The following is a 19,795-nucleotide window of genomic DNA, read 5'->3' as shown; positions in this document are numbered from 1 at the left end:
CGGCGTCGGGCGAAACGCATCGGCTTCAGATGTAGATCGCGAACAACAAATTCGTTGCAGAGGAGGAGTAGGCGGCAATGTCTTCGATTTCGTCGCACTCCACCTCCGAGGATCGATCGTCGGACGACGCCTCTGCGTCCTCGACCTCACCACGACCGTCGAGAATGACCGCCACGGGAAACTTTCTGCGCAGCCCGGAGGGCAAAGCGGCAATCCTCGGTGTTGTCGGGGCCGTCTGCATCACGTTCGGCGGGTTCGGCGCAGGTAGCGTGCGCCGACGCGATCCGCTGCTCGAGGAGATGCACCTGTCGTGGCTGCGATTCGGCCACGGATTCGTACTGTCGACCATCATCGTCTGGGTCGGCGTACTGCTGATGATCACCGCCTGGGTCCGGCTCGGGCGAGCGACCCTGCACGGACGCACCACGGTCGGCGAGCTCAGGTGGATCGTTCCGGCATGGACGGCACCGTTGTTGCTGTCGGTACCGATGTTCAGCCGCGACGCCTACTCCTACCTGGCTCAGGGTGCCCTGCTCCGTGACGGTTTCGATCCGTACGGCGTTGGCCCCGTTGCCAATCCGGGGGTTCTGCTCGACAACGTCAGCAATGTCTGGACCACGACGACGGCCCCCTACGGCCCCTTGTTCCTGCTACTCGGGCGCGGTATCACCACGTTGACGGGCGACAACGTCATCGCGGGGACCATGCTCCTGCGCCTGACCATGCTCCCCGGTCTGGCGCTGATGATGTGGGCGGTTCCGCGGCTGGCCAAGCACCTCGGCGGCCGCGCGACCACCGCTGTGTGGCTCGCGGTTCTCAACCCCTTGGTCCTGATCCACCTGATCGGCGGGGTGCACAACGAGTTGCTCATGGTCGGCCTGATGACGGCCGGCATCGTGTTGGCCCTCGAACATCGCCACGTGGCCGGCATCGCGCTGGTGGCGATCGCGGTGGCGATCAAGGCGACCGCGGGCCTGGCACTGCCCTTCCTGGTCTGGATCTGGATGTTGCACGTACGGGACAAGGCCCGCGCCGAAGGTCGAACGCCGCCCTCGCCGGTGCTGGTGTTCACGAAGACCGCGGGTATCGGAGCCGCGGTCTTCGTTGCGGTGTTCGCGGTCTCTTCGCTGGTCGCCGGAGTGGGAATCGGGTGGCTGACAGCGCTCTCGGGATCGGCGAAGATCATCAACTGGCTTTCGCTGCCCACGATTCTCGCGCACCTGGTGACCGTCGGTACCTCCTGGTTCCTCGATCTTCGTCTGGACCCGGTTCTCTACGTCATGCGGCTGCTGTGCTCGATCGCCCTGGTGGTCATTCTCGCTGCGGCCTGGTGGTGGGGCCGCAAGTCCGAGCGAAACGCCGTCAAGGGCATCCTGATCGCCCTCGTCGCCACGGTCGTTCTCTCCCCCGCTGCCCTGCCCTGGTACTACTCCTGGCCGCTGGCGATCGCCGCCGGCTTCGCACTGTCTCGAACGACGCTCATGGTCCTGACCGGTCTGTCGACATGGCTCATGCTCGTCTTTCAACCCGACGGTGCCATCGGCCTGTACAACATCGTGCACGTGGCACTGGCCGTCATCGCGGCCGTGGTTGCCGCCCTCGCGTTGACGCGCGTCGACCCGCTGCGTTTACGATCGGACCGATCCAGGGAACACCGTGCCGTGCCGAACGCGCCCAAGAACACCGCACCCGAACCATCCGGAGACGAGTCCACCTCATGAGACTCCCGCGATGAAGGAACTGGACGGCATCGATCCGGCGCTGCACGAGGCGTACCGAATCTGTCGCGAGCTCAACGCCCAGCACGGTAAGACCTACTTCCTCGCCACCCGCCTGCTGCCGACAGACAAGCGCGCTGCAGTGCACGCGCTGTACGGATTCGCCCGCATGGTCGACGACATAGTCGACCTCGAAGGCACCGACATCGCCGTCGGATCGGACGAGCTCAATGCTCGCCGCATCGTCGAGCTCGACGCGATCGAATCCCGAGTGCGCGACGCCTTGGCCGGAAAGCCGTTGCCGCACAGCGTGACCGACCAGGTACTGAGCGCACTGTGCGACACCGTGTTGCGGTACGACATTCAGCACGACTACTTCGTCGCGTTCATGCACTCGATGCGCATGGACATCCCGGGCAGCGATGTGTTCGTCTCGCGCTACCGAACTATGGAGCAACTGCGCGAGTACATGTACGGCTCCGCTGCGGTCATCGGACTGCAGATGTTGCCGATCCTGGGAACCGTCGTCGAACGGTCCGAGGCCGAGCCTTCTGCCGCAGCACTGGGCGAGGCGTTCCAGCTGACGAACTTCATTCGGGACATGGGCGAGGACCTCGATCGCGATCGAATCTATCTCCCCACCGACGAGCTGGCTGCCTTCGGAGTCGACGAAGAACTGCTCCGGTGGTGTCGCACGACCGGCAGCGTCGATGCCCGGGTCACCCGAGCTCTCGCCCACCTCATCGCCGTCACCCGCTCGATCTATCGCACGTCCGATGCCGGTATCGACATGCTCGACCCGCGAGTGCGTCCGTCGATGCGTACGGCGTCGATCCTCTACGGCCGGATTCTGGACGAGGTCGAATCGCAGGGCTACCGAGTGCTCTCCCAGCGGGCGACGGTGCCGCAGTGGACTCGAGCTCGAATCGCACTTCCACAGTTCGCGGTCACCGGCTTCAAGCGTGCGACCGTTCGCTAGAAGGCCATGGCCTGTGCGCGCCTGATCACTTCGCGCATCAGGTCACCGTGCAGTGCGGCCACGGGCGCACCGGGCAAGCTCTCGTCTTCGGTGAACAGCCACCGCAGGATCTCTTCGTCCTCGTAGCCGCCGTCGTGCAGCACGGCCAACAAGCCGGGCAGGCCCTTGACGATGGTGCCCGTCCTCGCGTCGAGGAATTGCTCGGGAACGCCGGGCACACGCGAACGCTTCAGAGCCAGCAGCTGGCGATCTCGAACGAGCTGCTCGACGCGGGTCTTGGGAACGTCGAGGATCTTCGCGACGTCGGCGAACTGCAGCAAAGACACCGACGGATCGAGCACGTCGTCGGCATAGGGAATGGCACTCACGCAGGTAACGTTAACGGGTCCGGCGTCCAGACTTCAAAAACGGCAGACCCGACAGGGACAGCACGACACGATCGCCGATGGCCGGTCGACACACCGATACGATCGGCGTCGTAGTTCCGCACAGAAGAGGTCCGGTACCGAAGCGGACAGCACAGCAGCCAGAGCAGTGGACGACGAGAGGAGGTTCGGTGAGACCGGGTTCGATGCTCGATCGTCGATACCGTATCGACGGACCGATCGCACGGGGCGGTATGTCGACGGTCTATCGCGGCCTCGACACCAGGCTCGATCGCCCGGTCGCGGTGAAGATAATGGATCCGAAGTTCGCCGAGGATCCGCAGTTCGTCCAGCGATTCGAGTTCGAGGCACGGGCCGTGGCCAGGCTCAGCCATCCAGGCCTCGTCGCCGTGTACGACCACGGGCGGGACGGCGAGCACGCCTTCCTGGTCATGGAACTCGTCGAGGGCGGAACCCTCCGCGAGCTCCTGCGTGAGCGTGGCCCCATGCCACCGCACGCGGCAGTCGCCGTCGTTCGGCCGGTTCTCGAGGCGCTCGCGGTCGCCCACCGAGCAGGATTGGTGCACCGCGACATCAAACCCGAGAACATTCTGATCAGCGACGACGGCGACGTGAAAATCGCCGATTTCGGACTCGTGCGTGCCATCGCAGCCTCCACGGTCACGTCCAGCAGTGTGATTCTGGGCACCGCCGCGTACCTGTCTCCCGAACAGGTCACCACCGGCTCGGCGTCCGCGAGCAGCGATGTCTACGGCGTCGGGATCGTGCTCTTCGAGCTGCTGACCGGACGCACCCCGTTCACCGGCGACACCTCGCTGTCCATCGCTTATCAGCGAATCGACAACGACGTACCGCTTCCCTCCACCTTCATCGCGGGCGTTCCGCCGCAATTCGACGAGGTGGTCCAGCACGCGACCGTCCGCGCCCCGGAACACCGGTATCGCAACGCCGACGACATGGCGCGTGCGCTGCGCGGGGCCGCGTCGGCGCTGGCGCTGCCCGACTACCGAGTACCCGCGCCGAAGCGGTCGGCCGAGCATCTGAGCTCCGCGGCCGCAGGAGCACCGACGACGGTGGCCGGTGATCGTGCGCCGTCCGCTCGCACCCAGGTGGTCCAGGATTCCCCGCCCCCGCCCCCGCAACACGGGGTGCAGCACACCCGAGTGGTGACGTCACCGACCTCCCGCGGTGTCGAGTACGCCCCGGAAGACGACGATGCGCCGCCCGCCGAGCCACCTGCGACAGGCCGAGGGCAGTACCGTTTCCCGGACTTCGAGGCGGATCGACAGCGCTCGCGTCGAGCGATCGTCATCTGGCTCCTCGTCGTCGCCCTCCTCGCCGTGCTGGTCGGCTTCGGCGGCTGGTGGATGGGGTCGGGTCGTTACACCGCCGTCCCGATGGTCGACGGGCTCGACACCTCCGGTGCCACCAGCGCCGTCGAGGCCGCTGGGCTGGAGGCGGCGGTGCGCGGAACCTACTCCGATTCGGTGGACACCGACCTTCTCATCGGCACCGACCCCACCGGCGGATCACGAATCGCCAAGGGCGACACAGTGTTTCTGCTGGTGTCACTGGGTAGCCCGAGCGTCCCCTCGATCGACGCGAGCGCGTCCGTCGCCGATATGGAACAGCAACTGAGAGACCGGACCTTCACTCCCGTCGACGGCGGCGAGGCCTTCAGTACCACCGCTCCCATCGGCGGGGTCGCAGCACTGGACCCACCACCGGGCACCGTTCTGACCACCGGAAGCTCGGTGACGGTACTGCGCAGCAAAGGCGCACCGCCGGTCGAGGTTCCCGACGTACGCGGCCAGAGCGTCGACCAGGCCCGCACAACGCTCGAATCGGTGGGAATCACCGTAGGCGAGGTTCGGGAGACGTTCGACGACGAGACCGACGGCGGCAAGGCAATCGGAACGACGCCGGAAGCCGGGCAGACGGTCAGATCGGGAACCACCGCCGTGCTCGAGGTGTCCAACGCCGTCACCGTGCCCTCGCTGCTCGGGCGTTCGGTCGGTTCGGCGCGCACCACGCTCGCAGCCCTCGGCCTGACCATCGACGTCCGTCAGGTGGTCGACACGGACGGCTCGCTGGTGATCACCCAGAGCCCCGGAGCCGGTTCCCACGTGGAACCGGGCTCCGAGGTGATGGTCGTCTCGCTGCCCTGAGCCGGATGTAGCGACCGATTCAGTCGCGGAGCATCTCGGCTACGAGGAAGGCCAGTTCGATGCTCTGCTGCGTGTTCAGGCGCGGGTCGCAGGCCGTTTCGTAGCGGCCGGCGAGGTCCAGATCGGAGATGTCCTGTGCGCCGCCGAGGCACTCGGTGACATCGTCACCGGTCAGCTCGACATGGATTCCGCCCGGATGCGTACCGAGACCGTTGTGTACCTCGAAGAAGCCCTGCACCTCGTCGACGATGCGATCGAAGTGCCGCGTCTTGTATCCGGTCGACGCCTCGTGGGTGTTTCCGTGCATCGGGTCGCACTGCCAGATGACCTGATGTCCGGTGGCCTGCACCTTTTCGATGATGGCAGGCAGGATGTCGCGGACCTTGCCGTTGCCCATGCGTGAGATCAGCGTCAGACGGCCCGGCTTGTTGGTCGGGTCGAGGCGCTCGACGTACTCGACGGCCATCTCGGGGGTCGTCGTAGGCCCGATCTTGAGACCGATCGGGTTCGAGATCAGCTCGGCCAGGGCAATGTGTGCCCCATCGAGCTGGCGGGTGCGGTCGCCGATCCACAGGAAGTGAGCCGACAGGTCGTACAGCTTGGGGTGATCGTCGGTGTTGTCCAGGCGCAGCATTGCCCGCTCGTAGTCGAGAACGAGCGCTTCGTGGCTGGCGAAGATCTGCGCGGTGTGCAGGTTGGGGTCGGAGACGCCGCAGGCATCCATGAACCGCAGCCCGCGGTCGATCTCACCCGCGAGCGCCTCGTAGCGCGCACCGGCAGGCGATTGCGCGACGAACTCTCGGTTCCAATCGTGCACCTTGTGCAGATCCGCCATGCCCGCGCCGGTGAGTGCGCGAACCAGGTTCATCGCGGCACTGGCGTTGGCGTAGGCGCGCACCAGTCGCGACGGGTCGTGGCCGCGGACGCTTTCGTCGGCCACCAGCGAGTTGATCATGTCGCCGCGGTACGACTGAAGACCGAGCGCATCGATGTTCGACGAGCGTGGCTTGGCGTACTGTCCGGCGATCCGCGCCACCTTCACCACCGGCATGCTCGCTCCATAGGTGAGCACCACTGCCATCTGCAACAGCGTGCGGATGTTGCCCTTGATGTGCGGTTCGGTGTTGTCCACGAACGTCTCGGCACAGTCGCCGCCTTGCAGCAGGAAGGCCTCACCGCGCGCAACGGCGGCAAGCTTGTCCGACAACGCCTCCACTTCACCGGCGACGGTGATGGGCGGAACGCTCTCGAGCACCTTGCGCATGTCCGCTGCGTGCTCGGGGTCCCATTGCGGCTGCTGCGCAGCCGGCTTGGCCAACGCATCGTCCAATCGAGTGCGCATCGTCGGCGACAACGGCGGCAGGTCGGGCAAGCGATCGATGGGTACGTCGACAGTCCAGTTCACGGGTACAGGATATTCGCACCACTGTCATCGCAGGACAACGGGTGTTCACCCGCGGTGCGAGTACTCCTCGATCGCCTGGAACTTCGCCAGATTGTGCCGTGCATCGGCCAGTGCATCGTGCGCATCGTCGGGAACCGACGGCAGCTCGGGGCTGCCTCGATCCTCCCAGTGCTGGCGCAACTCCCGGGTGAACCGCGGCAGAGAACGGGGCAGCTCGGTCATCGAACCCCACAGCTGACACAGCGCTACGTGGTCGTACGCAGCCACCCACGCCCACAATTCGACCTCGGCACCGTAGTGCGGCACCAGGAACTCGAGTAGTTCGTCCCGGATTCGAGACCGACTCATCCACAGCGGTGACGAGTACGGTGGCAGCTTGGGCAGCACGTTGCGCCGAACCCAGCGGCCTGCGCGCTCGGGATCGAACTCGGAGGACACCGCATAGAATTCGCGACCGTCCTCCGAAACCACACCGATCGAGACCAACTCGATTGTGCGACCATCCTCGATGAACTCTGTGTCGTAGAAGTAGCGCACGCGGCTCACCCTAGCGCGTGCCCCGACACCTCCCCACGTACCGGTAGTCCGAATCCGAACAGCCCCGAAAGGCCCACGTTGTGACATCGCCCGACACCAACCGTCCGATCGCCGAGGCATCGGAGCCGGCCGGGCCGACGCCACGTCGGTGGCCGCGATGGGCCGTCGTGTCGAGCAGGATCGTCGTCCTGATCGCCGCCGCGGTCGGCGTCCTTTTCCACCTCAACGGCTTTCCGGGTCTGCGGGCAATCGGCGAGCACTACCGGCTGGATCTGGACGTGTATCGACTCGGCGGTCAGGTGTTCGCCGAGGGCGGGGACCTCTACGGGCAGTTGCCGCCGATCGCGACCGGTACGACCCTGCCGTTCACCTATCCCCCGATCGCCGCGGCGATCTTCAGCCCGTTGTCGTCGGTGTCGCTGTACGCCGCGTCGATCGCGGTCACGGTGCTGTCCATGCTGCTGCTGCTGGTCACCGTCGTAGTCACCCTCACCTCGCTCGGACTTCGTCCTCGCACACTCGTGTGGTGGTCTGCCGGAGCAGTGTTCGCGTTGTCGGTGCTCGTACTGGAGCCGGTCACCTCGACGCTGAACTACGGACAGATCAACATCGTGCTGATGGCGTTCGTCGCACTCGACTGCCTGCCGAAGAAGACTCCGTGGCCGCGAGGGGTTCTGATCGGTCTCGTGGCCGCCGTCAAGCTCACTCCCGCCGTGTTCGTGTTGTTCTTTCTGTTGCGCAAGGACTTTCGCGCCGCTGTGATCTCGGTTCTGAGTTTCGCCGTGTTCACCGCAATCGGCTTCGCGCTGACGTGGTCGGACTCGGTGAAGTACTGGACCGAGACCATCGTCGATTCCGACCGGATCGGTGGCCCGGCCTACCCGCCGAACCAGTCGATCACCGGCGTACTCGCGCGCCTGGGACTGGACGAGCTGCCCCGGTCGATCCTGTGGATCGCGTTGTCGGTGGTGGTACTCGGCGTAGCGGCGGTCGCAATGCGAAAGGCGTTCGCGGCCGGGCAGATTGCGCTGGCCCTGACGATCAACGCCATGTTCGGCCTGCTGGTCTCACCGGTATCCTGGTCGCATCACTGGGTGTGGGCGGTCCCGTTCACCATCGTGCTGGCCGTCCTCGGCTATCGCCGCCGCAGTGCATTGCTGCTGACTCTGGTTGCGGTCGGACTGGCGCTGATGGTGTACCCGCCACATTGGAAGCTCGGCGAGGGACGATGGAGCGGGCTCGGCTGGCCGTTGCTGGACCAGTTCGCGGCCTCCGCCTACGTGTGGTGGGCTCTGGCTTCGATCGTTGCCCTGGCCGCGATCAGCTTCTCCGACCGCTCGAACACATCGAACGAAGCCGCTGCGGTTCAGCGATAGCGGATTCAGCTGGCCTTGGAGTCGGGGATGCGGCGCGCCGCGGGAGCCGAATCTTCCACCGGTGCAGCCTTCTTCAGAGACGCGGCGTACACGTCCACGTACTCCTGACCGGACAGCAGCATCAGGTCGTACATCACCTCGTCGGTGACGGCACGCTCGACGAACCGATTGCCTGCCATTCCCTCGAAACGTGAGAAGTCGATGGGCTTCCCGACGCGGATAGTGACCTTGGCGGGCCGCCAGACGCGCGAACCGATGGGGTTCATCTTCTCGGTACCGACCATCGCGACCGGTACGACCTGAACTCCGGTCTGCAGAGCCAGACGCGCCATGCCGGTCTTGCCCTTGTACAACCGGCCGTCGGGAGAGCGCGTGCCCTCGGGGTAGATGCCGAGAACCTTGCCCGCTTCGATCACGCGAACACCGGCGTTGAGAGCGTCTTGTGCCGCGTCGGCTCCGGTGCGATCGATCGGCACCTGTCCCACCGCCGTGAAGAACCACTTCTGAAAGGCACCTTTGAGTCCGGGACCGGTGAAGTATTCACTCTTGGCGAGAAAGGTGATGCGGCGCGGCGTTTTCAGCGGGAGGTAGAAAGAATCGAGAACGGCTTTGTGGTTACTCGCCAGAATGACCGGACCGTGCGTCGGAATGTTCTCCGCACCCTCGATCGTGGGCCGACCCAAGGCGATGAGCAGGGGCCCGACGATGACGAATTTGAACAGCCAGTACCACATTGACGCGCTCCCTGATGATGGTCCGGAAATCATTTGGTGCCTGCTCCCGCGAGCGAGAATCGACCGCGGCCGTGCGTCCTGGAACCGTGCCGCGTAGTGAACTGTACCCACGGTTTATGACACCAGCCACATCATCTGCGACTCCGGGACCGAGCTCACACGATATGGGTCGATTCAGTCAGCGCACACCGGTGACGAACTGGGCCCGGGCCAGCTCCGCGGCCCCGATCATGCCCGCCGCTTCGCCCAGTTGCGTACTCCGAATACGAGCCAACGGTCGATGGCCGGTGCCGGTCACCAGCTCCGCGTACTTGTCGGTCGCACGGGCGAGAAACTGGCTCGACGACGTGGCCACTCCCCCGGCCAGCACGATGAGATCGGGGTCGTACACGTCACTGACCATCGACAGTCCGACCCCGAGCCACTGCGCGAAATCCTCCATCGTTCGTCGCGCGATCGAATCACCGTCCTGCGCGGCAGTGGCGATCCGACGACCTGTCAACGAGCCCGGATCGAGGAACACCTCACGGGCCAGAGTCGTCGACGACGACGGGTCGGCAGCAAGAAACTCGACGGCGGTATCCACCAGCGCAGTACCACTGCAGTACCGCTCCCAGCAGCCACGCTTGCCGCAGGGGCACGCCCGGCCGTCGGGAACCACCTGAATGTGACCGAGTTCCGGTGCCACGCCGTGGCTGCCGCGGTAGATCCTGCCGTCGATCAGCAGCGCCGCTCCGATTCCGGTACCTATGGCCACCATCACCACGTTGCGACCACCGGATGCGGCTCCGAATCGGTATTCGGCCCACGCCGCCGAGTTGGCGTCGTGTTCGAGCAGCACCGGCAGTCCGATGCGCTTGCTCATCTCGGTTGCGACGGGGGTGTTCACCCACGGCAGATGCGGAGCGAACCGCACCGTCGTGCGCTCGGAATCGATGAATCCTGCAACCGCGAGCCCGACGGCGGCGATGTCGTGTCGCCCGGCCAACTCCTGCACGGCACGGTCGAGCCCGCGCTCGAGTGCCCGCGCGGTGTGCGGAGTGGGAGCAGCCGTCGAATCCAGCACTTGCCCCTCGGCGTCGACGACGGAGGCCCGCAGACTCGTCCCGCCCACGTCGATGCCGACCGTCAGTCGCTGCTGGTGTCGTTTCATTCGTTGATGCCTTTCTCCGCCGTCCCCCACACGGCTGTCACCGATCGATCCGCGCGCTCACCCGTCACGGACGATCCTGCGTGTCCGATCGTGAATTCTTCACTCGAACGGTAATCGGAACGAACGCCGCTCGACGTTCGCCCGGGATATTCGTGTCGACCGACACGTTCGAAAGGTCGACCGGTTCGGTCGACGTCGGGTCCGGCCCGGGCTCTGGCGGCGAGGCTTCCGCGGGAGCCGCGGCGGTGTGACCGGTTCCGGTGTTCGTGTGGTCGGCGAGCAGTTGACGCAGCAACGCGATGATCACCGTGCCCTCGGAGGCCACGAGTTCGACCAGATCGTGCCGCTCGCCGCGCACCAGTGCAGCAAGTGCACATACCGGACACCAACTGCAGCCCTGTTGATCACGTTCCTGCTGAGTCTCTGCAACCCGGCGCAGGATGGGGTCGAGCCGAGTGAGCACGGTGTCGGCCAGGGCCAACAGATCGGCCCCCAGCTCGGAATGCCCGGAGGTCATCGCTGCACCCCGAACGTAGTGCGCGGAGTCGTCACCGTGGCCGCACGTCTTGTCACCGTGGCCGCACGTTCTGTCACAGTGGCCACACGTCGGGATTCGGGCGGAAGCGCACCACCAGGCAGGGCCCGTCGAGCTCGGCGGAGTCTGCGATGCACCGACGAAGCACCGACGCCAACCTGATGCGTCGTCGCCTCCCGTCGGCAGTGATTATCAAGTCGTCCTCCACTCGCCCCACACCCAAGGTCGTCGAATCCACTACCGGCAGCAGCATTCTCATCGCATATACGGATTCGAGTCCGCTCCCGGACTCGAGTACCACGGAGGGCTGCTCACCCCGCTCCGGCGCGCGCCGTTCGAGCAGGCTCGGTTCCAGGCGATCGGCCACGTCCTGCAAGGGCCCCAACCCTACCGGTTCACCAGGAACTCGCTCCACCTCCACTATCGGTACGGTGCCGATGCGTAGGCGCAGCTCGGCGACGGCGGCGAGCTGCGTGGCCCGCCAGCTCTCGAACCAGAACACGGCCGGATGGGCACCGACCAGACCGATCGACGAGGAGTTGAGCCTCGGCAGAATCTTGTTGACGAGAACCCGATCGATTCTGATTCCGAGCAGTGCCGCGGCCGACAGTGTTCGCTCGGCATCGACGACCGAGAGCTGTTCGGCAGTGACGACCACGGTTGCGCCGGTGCGCGCAGGGTCGGTGATCAGCGATCGAACCGAATCGACCTGGGCCAGCACTCGCTCGATCATCGCCACCACGAGCGTGAGCCGCACATCGGAACCGGTGCCGGCCACCATCCGATCGTGGTGCGGCCAGATACGCTCCACATACGCGGCCACGGTGTCGGGCAACTGCAGAGTTCTCAACGCATCGGCCGATGCAGGCATGTCCACTATCACTGTGTCCCAGCGACCTTCGTCCACCAGACGACAGATCTCGTGCATCCCCAGCAACTCTTCGATTCCTGGAAAGCCCAGTAGCTCCTCCGGCTCTATCGCCCCGAAGCTCACCCCGTGCTCGTGGCCCGCCGACGCCATCGCCACCAAGGAACCGAGCCCTCGATACCGCGCCTCGAGCAGTCTCAGCGTGTCGATCTCGACGATGTCCAGGCCCGCCGTGACGGGTCGGACTCGGCACAGCTCCACGGACTCGCCATCGACAGCGCCGTCGGGCAGGTCCGAAAACGCGTCGACGAGCGACGGTGCCTGATCCACGGAGGCAATCAACACCCGCTGGCCGGCCTTCGCCAGTCGCAGGCCCGACGCCGCCGCCAGCGTGGTTTTCCCCGCACCACCTTTGCCGAGGAACAGCATCACCGTGGTGCGGGGTTCGGTGCGAGCTTCGCTCAGCCTTCGACCCGCTTCTTCAATTCCTTGAGTGCAGTGTCGGTGATGACCTTCTCTGCCTTGCGCTTGAACAGGCCGATCATCGGGATGCTCAGGTCCACGGTGAGCTCGTACGTCACGTCGGTGCCGCCGCCGGTTTCGCGCAGCGTGTACGAGCCCTTCTGCGACTTCTGCATTTCACCCGATACGAGGTTCCACGACACGGAGCTGCCGTCGGCGGCCCAGTCGTACTCGAGTTCGTAGGTGTCCTTCACCATCCCGGCGTCCAGCACGAACTTCACGCGCTTACCGCGTCCGTCCGCATCGACGTCCAGTACCTCGACGGACTTCGCGGCCGAGACCCACGTTGGGTACGCGTCGAAATCGGCGATGACGTCCATGACCTGGTTCGGCGGGGCTTCGACGACGATCGATCTCTGGGTTTTCTCCGCCATGACTTCTCGTCCGCTTCCTCTCGGGTACTTCGATCGATTCGTTCGCTGTTGAGCCGTGGAACTGGGGGCAGATCTATCTCACACGATCGATCCGCGGACGCACAATCGCGAACCGGCCGACCGTACCGCGCGGTTCAATCGCGAGCTGAACTCGACGCTACGTGGCTCGGTGCCTCACCCGCAGACCGACCGGCCTCCAGCTCGCGTTTGAGCTCGAAGGTCATGGCGCGGCCCGCCACCCGACGAGCATGCTGCTGCGACGCGATCTCGCCGGAACCGGAGGGCTCCGCATGCAGGAAGTAGTGCACGACGACTCCGTCCAGCGCGGGCTCGAGCCACAGTTCCATCGTTCCGACCACACCGCCGCGCACCGCCCAGCGGATCCCCTTCTCACCCCGGTCCTCGGTGATGGTCAGGTTCAGATCCGGCCACCACCGACGCCACCGCTCGGGTGAGGCGAACGCCTGCGCCACCCGTTCCCCGGGGGCGGCCACGAATGTCTGGTCCGCAACTTGAATACTGCTCATCGACAGAGCTTCACATATCCGGTCGCAGGCCGCGCACGTCACCTCTTTTACTGCTCGTTCCGGCAGGCTCCACTCGAGGTTTCATTGCTCGTTCCGGCAGGCTCCACTCGAGGCGCATTCACGCGTCCTCGAGCCGGGTCTAGAGTATCTGTGAAGCCGAGCTATCGACTTTCGTTCTCCCAGTTCTATCCGGAGGTAATCCCGTGCGCGAGTACACAGCCGCCGCAAAGTACGCCATCGAGGACACCGACTCGGCTGTCGACACCGTCTTCCTCCGTGCTCGCAACACGCCCGATGCCGTCGTGTTCCGCCGCCTCGCTGACGGCAGCTGGACCGACGTCACCGCGGCCGAGTTCGAGCGACTGGTCGTCGGGGTGGCGCGAGGTCTGATTGCAGCAGGCATCGAACAGGGTGATCGAGTTGCATTGATGTCGTCGACGCGATTCGAGTGGTCTGTCGTCGACTATGCGATCTGGGCCGCGGGCGGGGTGACCGTGCCGATCTACGAGACATCCTCCGCCGGGCAGGTCGAGTGGATTCTCGAAGATGCCGAGCCGGTACTGCTCGTGCTCGAGAACGACGCGCACGTGCAGGAAACGAAAGATGTTGTGGCAGCGGCACAGTCCGTGCGTCGGACGTTCGTGATCGAGTCGGCCGACACCGACGCCGACGCGGTGCAGGCACTGATCGACGGGGGCGCAGATGTCACCGAGGACTCTGTGCACCGACGGGTTTCGGCATTGAGCTCGTCCGATCCGGCAACGTTGATCTACACCTCGGGCACCACCGGTCGCCCCAAGGGCGTCCAACTGACCCACGCCAATCTGCTCGCGGAGTCTCTCGGTATTCGCGAGACGTCGCTGAAGTCCCTGATGACGCAGGGCCGAAGCACCCTGATGTTCCTACCGCTGGCCCATGTACTCGCACGGGCAGTGAGTATCGCGTCGTTCGACGCCGGGGTCACGCTCGGTCACACCAACGACATCCCGAACCTCGTCGCGACGTTCGGAACGTTCCAGCCGGACTTCATCCTCTCGGTGCCGCGAGTGTTCGAGAAGGTCTACAACACCGCGAAGCAGAAGGCGCATGCCGACGGCAAGGGCAAGATCTTCGATCTGGCCACCGAATGCGCGGTGGAATGGAGCGAGGCGCAGGACACCGGCGGGCCGGGAATCGTGTTGCGCGCCAAGCACACCGTGTTCGACAAGTTGGTCTACGGCAAGCTGCGTGCGGCGCTCGGAGGCAAATGCGAACTGGCCATCTCCGGTGGCGCTCCACTCGGTAGCCGGCTCGGCCACTTCTACCGAGGCATCGGCGTGACGATCTACGAGGGCTACGGGCTGACCGAAACCACCGCTGCCTTCGCCGTCAACACCATCGGCTTCCAACGCGTGGGCAGTGTCGGACGTCCGTTGCCCGGCAACACCGTTCGCATCGCCGAAGACGGAGAAATTCAACTACGCGGGCCGGTGGTGTTCGACGGTTACTGGCGCAACGAGGAGGCAACCGCCGAGTCACTGGACGACGGGTGGTTCCGCACTGGAGATCTCGGCAGCGTCGACGACGACGGGTACATCACGATTTCGGGTCGCAAGAAGGAATTGATCGTCACGGCCGGCGGCAAGAACGTCTCGCCTGCCGGTTTGGAGGACCGACTTCGTGCGGGCGCTCTGATCAGCCAGGCTGTTGTCGTAGGCGATCAGAAACCGTTCATCGGGGCGCTCATCACTCTCGACCCGGAGGCGTTCGATCGGTGGAAGTCCGCGCACGGCAAGGCCACCGACGCCACGGCGGCGGATCTGCAGAAGGACCCCGATCTCGTCGCCGAGATCGATGCTGCCGTCGCCGACGCCAACAAGTCCGTCTCGCACGCGGAGTCCATCAAGAAATACCGACTGCTCCCCCATGATTTCTCGGAGGAAAGCGGCGAGCTGACCCCGACGATGAAGCTCAAGCGCAACGTCATCACCAAGGCGTACGCCGACGAGATCGAATCCATCTACGCCCGGTGAGGCCAACGGCCTCGAACTACGGACGCTAGATCAACGATCGCAACTTCTCCGTCAGCACGTCCCAACGCCACTCGGCGTCGACCCATGCGCGGCCAGCGTTGCCCATCTGTGTTGCCAGCGCGCGATCGGACAGGATTCGTACGATCGCATCGGTGATGCACGAGACCGACGTTCCGTCGACCACGAGCCCGGTCTTGTTGTGCTGCACAGCTTCCGGCGCACCGCCGGACGTTCCGGCTACGACGGGCACACCGCAGGAAGACGCTTCGAGGTAGACGATTCCGAGACCCTCCACGTCGAGACCCGCGCCACGGGTGCGGCTCGGCATGGCGAACACGTCGGCGATGGTGTGGTGGGCGGCGAGCTCCGCGGACGGCACCGTGCCGGTGAACACCACGTGCTGCTCCATTCCGGTGGATCGAACGAGCTCGCGCAGAGTCTTCTCGTACGGCCCTCCTCCGACGATCACCAGAACGGCACCGTCGACGGCTCGCCGAATTCCCGGGAGCGCTCGGATCAGGAAGTCCTGTCCCTTACGGGGTACGAGCCGCGAGAGACACAGAACGGTGGGTCGGTCGCCGAGGCCGTAGCGCGCGCGAAGTTCCGCTCGCGCGGCGTCGTCGGGGACGAAACGATCCGTATCGACACCGGGCGGCAGGTGCTCGAGGGCTGCGGTCCGACCGAACGCCGAGCTGAACCGACCCCGGGTGTACTTGCTGACGTAGGTCACCACATCGGTGTTCTCGCCGATCGTGCGTAGGGTCGCCCGCCCGCCCGGCACCATCGACCAACCGACCTCGTGACCGTGCGTACTGGCCACGATGCGCTCTGCCCCAGCCTTGCGCAGGTGCGACGACATCACGGCCAACGGAGCCGACGCCCCGAACCACACCGAGTCGCACCGATGCGACTTCAGGATTCGAGCTGCCCGGCGCGCCACGAGCGGAGTCGGCAGCATCAGGGTCGTCGGATGCCGGATCACCTCGAACGGCTGCTTGGCATCGAACTTCTCGTGCGAGTCACCGCGCCACCGCGGTGCATAGACCACGAGCTCGTCTGCGGGTAGTTGCGAGGCGAAACTGTGCAGGTAGGACTGGATTCCACCCGGGCGAGGCGGAAAGTCGTTCGTCACGAGAAGAGTACGACGCATGGCGTCAACCGTAGCGCTCGAGGTCAGCGCGCCCGATCAGCCACCCAGTTGCCCCACGAGGCGACGAACTGGGTGCGGTCCAATCCCAGTACCGACGTGAAGGCGGCATCGGTGGAGCCGTCCGAGGCGGGTCCAGCCGCCAACGCCTCGTACAGCCTGCGCAGCGTCGGCTCGCCGAACCGATCGGCCACGAACGCGAACACCGACCACGCCGACTCGTAGGCCACACTCGACCGCGCCCCTCCGGCACCGAAATCCTCGTCCTTCGGCAGCACCGTCGGCGGTCCACCCGACGCCACGATCGCGGCGAGGGTAGGAGCGAGCTGCGAAAAATCGGCACCGGAATTGCGGTACCCGGAGTAGTCGGCGAACCCCTCCGCCAGCCACAACGCCGTACCGTCCGCCGTCCGCGCCCTGGCCGCCACATGGGTCAACTCGTGCCGCAGAACCGAGCGAACGGTGAACGGCGTCAATCGGGCCGCGGCATCGGGACCGAACACCACCCGCTGGCCGGTCGGACGCGAACCGTCCCCTGCCACCGCGTCGGACACGGTCACCGCAGCCACGTCCGTCGACGGATCGGATCCGGTCAGCTCGGCGAACTCCTCGGCGGAGGATGCAACGAATACCAGACCGTCCCGCGCCCAGTCGTCTCCCCAGAAGTCGGTGACGGCATCGATTGCCGACGGGAGCTCGGCTGCCAGGGCATCGACGAACTGCTCCCGGTCCGGATGCCCCATGACCACCGATGTCCCCGAAGTTGTGGGAACCGATCGTGTCGTCAACGATCCGAAGTCCCACGGCACACGCCAGGTGTGGCGTCGATACTCGGGCAGGTCCGCATCGTCGACGAGCCGCCATCGACCGTCCCGCTCGGCTACGACGAGCGAGACCGGCCGACTCGTCGGCGACGCGTCCGGCCCCGCCACGGCGTAGCGCAGATACACCGGCGGTGCCCAGATGTCGGTGGCGTCGAGTGGCTCTGCAATCGAAGGAGGAACCGGTGTTTCCGGGTCGTCGCCCAGGACGTAGCCGAATTCGGAGAACGGTACGCCCGGAACCGACGCGGCCCTACGTACCTGCGTCTCGACGAAATCAGGATCGGCCCGCGGATCCATCAATGCCCGCAGACCGTCGACGTCTCCAGCGCGAACTGCGTCGGCCCATCGGTCGAGAAGGACGGTCACATCGGCGCGGCGCTGCTGATCGTAGGTCGGCGGGGCCTGGCCGACGGACGTGTCGGTCGACGCAGCTCGGGATTCACCGTCGGTGCTGTAGACGTTGTGAAAGACGACCACCGAGAGCGCTACTGCAGCAACGAGAACAAGTGCTGTCCATCGAAGCCGCGCCGATCGGACCAGGAGGCGGATCCCCGCGGGCTGGCTAGGCCCGCTCATACGCGCAGGCGTCGATCGTCGAGGCACACCTCAGTATCGACGCGCCCCGTAGTACGGGAACGACGCCATCGACTGCACCTTGACGGGGACCCCGAACGTCGACGCGTGCAACACGTTGCCGTTACCTGCATAGATACCGACGTGCGAGGCGTCCGGATAGAACAGCACCACATCTCCCGGCTGCAGATCTTTCTGATCCACCGGGGTACCGCCTTCGGCCTGAGCCTGACTCGACCGAGGGAGCGTCTTTCCCACCTGCTTGTACGCCCACACCACCAGTCCCGAGCAATCGAAGCCGTCCGGACCTGTTCCACCCCAGACGTACGGCTTACCGATCTGCGTCAGACCGGCTTGCAACGCGCTGGTACCCGACCCTGGCGTCAGATTCTGCAGAATCGTCGTGGGATCGAAACCGTCGGGCAATGCCGATCCAGCGAGAGAGAGCTGCTCGGACGACGACAACGCGCTGTAGGCGGCCATCACCTCGGCTATCTGGCCCTGCAGTTCGCTCTGCTTGGCCTGGAGATCGTCACTGACCGCCTTGGCCTGCTCGGCCGCGACACGAGCTTGGTCCGCGGCCGTTGTTGCCGCCTGTTCGGCCGCTGCGGCATCCGAACTCGCCTGCTGGAATTGGGCGACCTGGCCGGCGGTCTCGGCCGAGATCACATCGAGAGCCGACATCTGGTCGAGCAGTTGCTGAGGTGAGTCGCTGACCATGACAGCGAAGAGGCGGTTGGTACGCGCGCCCTGATAGTTGACGTTGGCTACCTTGTCCATGGCCGGCTTGAGCCGAGTCAACTGCGCCTGCGCTGCGTCGAGAGCGGCGCGGCTCCGATCGACGGCGGCCTGGGCATCGAGTTGCTGCGCAGTCTTGGCATCGAGGTCGATCTGAGCGTTGTGCAGAGATTCGTTCGTCTGCTCGGAATCTCGGGAGAGCTCCGCAAGCTTGGTCTGGGCGTCGGACGCCGAGTCGAATCCCGGTTGAGCGATCGCAGTCTGCGTCGGCACTACGGCGATGCTTGCGGCCAACGCGACAGCAACCACCGAGTTACGGGCCAGCCGCCACACTCGGTTCGATCTCGATATCGCCACGAAAAGCGACTCTCCGTCCTTACATCTGTCGCCTACACGAGGCGACGGTTGGATTAGCAGCCGGAAACGAACCATACCCATGCTCTTGCGGGCGCGGAGGTGAACACCGTCTGAAATCGATGGGGTTCGTCGGTGACAGGTCACAAAGTAAACATCGACCAGGTCTCGATCAGATTACGAACTGGGGCGGCCGCTGTCCACCGGACCGGCGTGTCGCATGCCGTGGCCGGAGACGACGACAGGGTCGAGCCGGGGTACGGCTCGACCCTGTCGGTCGATCACAGAAACGTCTGCGGCTCGAATCAGTAACGACGAGCACCGTCGAACGGCATCGAGTCCACGGGAGCAACCTTGACCGGCACGCCGGACGTGGATGCGTGCACGACGTTGCCGTCGCCGATGTACATACCCGAGTGCGAGCCGCCGTAGAACGAGACGACGTCGCCGGGCATCAGGCTGTCACGCGAGACCGGAGTGCCCGCGGCTGCCTGGTCGTAGCTCGTGCGCGGCAGGCTGAGGCCAGCCTGCTTGTACGCCCACTGGATCAGACCCGAGCAGTCGAACGAATCCGGACCCGAGGCGCCGTACACGTACGGAGCGCCGATCTTGGACTCAGCAGCCTGAACGGCCTTCGCTGCGGGCGTGACCTGGGGAGCCAGCGGCGCACCCGGTGCGGGGATACCCGGAATGTTGAGGGGAGGGAGGCCCGGGATGTCGGGAATCTCGAAGGTTCCGACGCCGGGGATGGTGAGGGGGGCCGCCATCGCGGGTGCAGCGGGAAGAATGACCACGCCTGCCGTGAGCGCTCCGGCTACGAGAACTCGCCGCAATGATCGGTTGGAAAGTTGTGACGCCACGAAAG

19 protein-coding genes are annotated in these 19,795 nt (G+C 65.3%); 5 read left to right on the top strand and 14 right to left on the bottom strand.

Translation table 11 applies throughout. The features are described 5' to 3' along the window. Positions 1-25: 25 nt before the first annotated feature. Positions 26-175: a hypothetical protein gene (locus ACQR3T_RS20280; RefSeq protein WP_242459187.1), complete on the bottom strand. Its 150-nt coding sequence runs from the start codon at positions 173-175 to the stop codon at positions 26-28. On the opposite strand from ACQR3T_RS20280, the gene ACQR3T_RS20275 reads away from it, so the two are divergent. Continuing rightward, complete coding sequence (locus tag ACQR3T_RS20275; RefSeq protein ID WP_155293244.1) at positions 165-1,721, top strand: alpha-(1->6)-mannopyranosyltransferase A; 1,557 nt, start codon at positions 165-167, stop codon at positions 1,719-1,721. The two genes, ACQR3T_RS20280 and ACQR3T_RS20275, sit on opposite strands and share 11 nt — an antisense overlap. A gap of 10 nt (positions 1,722-1,731) precedes the next feature. After that, positions 1,732-2,697: a phytoene/squalene synthase family protein gene (locus ACQR3T_RS20270; RefSeq protein ID WP_428694632.1), complete on the top strand. Its 966-nt coding sequence runs from the start codon at positions 1,732-1,734 to the stop codon at positions 2,695-2,697. On the opposite strand, the gene ACQR3T_RS20265 is transcribed toward ACQR3T_RS20270, so the two are convergent. Further along, positions 2,694-3,065 (bottom strand): Rv2175c family DNA-binding protein, encoded by a 372-nt coding sequence (locus ACQR3T_RS20265; RefSeq protein ID WP_032379055.1) that lies wholly within the window; start codon positions 3,063-3,065, stop codon positions 2,694-2,696. The genes ACQR3T_RS20270 and ACQR3T_RS20265 overlap by 4 nt on opposite strands. A 203-nt stretch (positions 3,066-3,268) precedes the next feature. On the opposite strand from ACQR3T_RS20265, the gene pknB reads away from it, so the two are divergent. Further along, positions 3,269-5,251 carry a Stk1 family PASTA domain-containing Ser/Thr kinase gene (gene pknB, locus ACQR3T_RS20260; protein WP_428694723.1) on the top strand — a complete coding sequence of 661 codons (1,983 nt, stop codon included), beginning with the start codon at positions 3,269-3,271 and terminating at the stop codon, positions 5,249-5,251. A gap of 19 nt (positions 5,252-5,270) precedes the next feature. On the opposite strand, the gene ACQR3T_RS20255 is transcribed toward pknB, so the two are convergent. Together ACQR3T_RS20255 and ACQR3T_RS20250 are read right to left on the bottom strand one after the other, a co-directional pair. Beyond that, positions 5,271-6,656: a class II 3-deoxy-7-phosphoheptulonate synthase gene (locus tag ACQR3T_RS20255; protein WP_032379057.1), complete on the bottom strand. Its 1,386-nt coding sequence runs from the start codon at positions 6,654-6,656 to the stop codon at positions 5,271-5,273. 45 nt (positions 6,657-6,701) lie between these two features. Beyond that, a complete protein-coding gene (locus tag ACQR3T_RS20250; RefSeq protein WP_032379547.1) occupies positions 6,702-7,193 on the bottom strand; it encodes a polyadenylate-specific 3'-exoribonuclease AS in 492 nt (163 codons plus the stop codon). An 80-nt stretch (positions 7,194-7,273) separates the two neighbouring features. On the opposite strand from ACQR3T_RS20250, the gene ACQR3T_RS20245 reads away from it, so the two are divergent. Further along, entirely contained in the window at positions 7,274-8,569 is a 1,296-nt protein-coding gene (locus tag ACQR3T_RS20245; protein ID WP_428694631.1) for a glycosyltransferase 87 family protein, read from the top strand. A 5-nt stretch (positions 8,570-8,574) separates the two neighbouring features. Here the strand turns inward: ACQR3T_RS20245 and ACQR3T_RS20240 are convergent, their stop codons facing one another. The 6 genes from ACQR3T_RS20240 to ACQR3T_RS20215 form a co-directional block, all read right to left on the bottom strand. Beyond that, the gene (locus ACQR3T_RS20240; protein WP_032379058.1) at positions 8,575-9,303 is read right to left on the bottom strand and encodes a lysophospholipid acyltransferase family protein; all 729 of its coding nucleotides are present in this window, start codon (positions 9,301-9,303) and stop codon (positions 8,575-8,577) included. Between the two features lie 178 nt (positions 9,304-9,481). Beyond that, positions 9,482-10,456 carry an ROK family protein gene (locus tag ACQR3T_RS20235; protein ID WP_032404044.1) on the bottom strand — a complete coding sequence of 325 codons (975 nt, stop codon included), beginning with the start codon at positions 10,454-10,456 and terminating at the stop codon, positions 9,482-9,484. A 64-nt stretch (positions 10,457-10,520) separates the two neighbouring features. Next, a complete protein-coding gene (locus ACQR3T_RS20230) occupies positions 10,521-10,973 on the bottom strand; it encodes a hypothetical protein (RefSeq protein ID WP_094620010.1) in 453 nt (150 codons plus the stop codon). 73 nt (positions 10,974-11,046) lie between these two features. Then, positions 11,047-12,288: an ArsA family ATPase gene (locus ACQR3T_RS20225; RefSeq protein ID WP_428694722.1), complete on the bottom strand. Its 1,242-nt coding sequence runs from the start codon at positions 12,286-12,288 to the stop codon at positions 11,047-11,049. A gap of 32 nt (positions 12,289-12,320) precedes the next feature. Continuing rightward, positions 12,321-12,755 (bottom strand): SRPBCC family protein, encoded by a 435-nt coding sequence (locus ACQR3T_RS20220; protein WP_428694630.1) that lies wholly within the window; start codon positions 12,753-12,755, stop codon positions 12,321-12,323. A gap of 134 nt (positions 12,756-12,889) precedes the next feature. Then, positions 12,890-13,282: a hypothetical protein gene (locus ACQR3T_RS20215; protein ID WP_032379061.1), complete on the bottom strand. Its 393-nt coding sequence runs from the start codon at positions 13,280-13,282 to the stop codon at positions 12,890-12,892. Between the two features lie 203 nt (positions 13,283-13,485). Here ACQR3T_RS20215 and ACQR3T_RS20210 point away from each other — a divergent pair, with 203 nt between their 5' ends. Further along, positions 13,486-15,294 (top strand): AMP-dependent synthetase/ligase, encoded by a 1,809-nt coding sequence (locus ACQR3T_RS20210; protein ID WP_428694629.1) that lies wholly within the window; start codon positions 13,486-13,488, stop codon positions 15,292-15,294. Between the two features lie 25 nt (positions 15,295-15,319). On the opposite strand, the gene ACQR3T_RS20205 is transcribed toward ACQR3T_RS20210, so the two are convergent. From ACQR3T_RS20205 to ACQR3T_RS20190, 4 genes are all read right to left on the bottom strand, one after another. Beyond that, positions 15,320-16,444 (bottom strand): glycosyltransferase family 4 protein, encoded by a 1,125-nt coding sequence (locus tag ACQR3T_RS20205; protein ID WP_032403934.1) that lies wholly within the window; start codon positions 16,442-16,444, stop codon positions 15,320-15,322. A gap of 23 nt (positions 16,445-16,467) precedes the next feature. Next, positions 16,468-17,841, bottom strand: a complete 1,374-nt coding sequence (locus ACQR3T_RS20200) for a hypothetical protein (RefSeq protein WP_428694628.1) — start codon at positions 17,839-17,841, stop codon at positions 16,468-16,470. A gap of 30 nt (positions 17,842-17,871) precedes the next feature. After that, positions 17,872-18,927, bottom strand: a complete 1,056-nt coding sequence (locus tag ACQR3T_RS20195) for an NlpC/P60 family protein (protein WP_428694721.1) — start codon at positions 18,925-18,927, stop codon at positions 17,872-17,874. Between the two features lie 308 nt (positions 18,928-19,235). Then, on the bottom strand, positions 19,236-19,790 hold the full coding sequence (locus tag ACQR3T_RS20190) for a C40 family peptidase (protein WP_032379066.1): 555 nt from the start codon (positions 19,788-19,790) through the stop codon (positions 19,236-19,238). Between the last annotated feature and the right edge of the window lie 5 nt (positions 19,791-19,795).

The organism is Rhodococcus sp. IEGM1428 (assembly GCF_050321865.1).
In the GTDB taxonomy this organism is placed as follows: domain Bacteria; phylum Actinomycetota; class Actinomycetes; order Mycobacteriales; family Mycobacteriaceae; genus Rhodococcoides.
The sequence above is the reverse complement of the archived record's forward strand: the minus strand, read 5'-3'. Positions and strand labels throughout refer to the sequence as shown.

Excerpts from the sequence above, each read along its gene's own strand:
- ACQR3T_RS20215 (WP_032379061.1), bottom strand. The coding sequence starts at position 13,282 with ATGAGCAGTATTCAAGTTGCGGACCAGACATTCGTGGCCGCCCCCGGG.
- ACQR3T_RS20205 (WP_032403934.1), bottom strand. The coding sequence starts at position 16,444 with ATGCGTCGTACTCTTCTCGTGACGAACGACTTTCCGCCTCGCCCGGGT.
- ACQR3T_RS20235 (WP_032404044.1), bottom strand. The coding sequence starts at position 10,456 with ATGAAACGACACCAGCAGCGACTGACGGTCGGCATCGACGTGGGCGGG.
- ACQR3T_RS20240 (WP_032379058.1), bottom strand. The coding sequence starts at position 9,303 with ATGTGGTACTGGCTGTTCAAATTCGTCATCGTCGGGCCCCTGCTCATC.
- ACQR3T_RS20230 (WP_094620010.1), bottom strand. The coding sequence starts at position 10,973 with ATGACCTCCGGGCATTCCGAGCTGGGGGCCGATCTGTTGGCCCTGGCC.
- ACQR3T_RS20200 (WP_428694628.1), bottom strand. The coding sequence starts at position 17,841 with ATGAGCGGGCCTAGCCAGCCCGCGGGGATCCGCCTCCTGGTCCGATCG.
- ACQR3T_RS20220 (WP_428694630.1), bottom strand. The coding sequence starts at position 12,755 with ATGGCGGAGAAAACCCAGAGATCGATCGTCGTCGAAGCCCCGCCGAAC.
- ACQR3T_RS20270 (WP_428694632.1), top strand. The coding sequence starts at position 1,732 with ATGAAGGAACTGGACGGCATCGATCCGGCGCTGCACGAGGCGTACCGA.
- pknB (WP_428694723.1), top strand. The coding sequence starts at position 3,269 with ATGCTCGATCGTCGATACCGTATCGACGGACCGATCGCACGGGGCGGT.
- ACQR3T_RS20225 (WP_428694722.1), bottom strand. The coding sequence starts at position 12,288 with ATGCTGTTCCTCGGCAAAGGTGGTGCGGGGAAAACCACGCTGGCGGCG.
- ACQR3T_RS20275 (WP_155293244.1), top strand. The coding sequence starts at position 165 with ATGACCGCCACGGGAAACTTTCTGCGCAGCCCGGAGGGCAAAGCGGCA.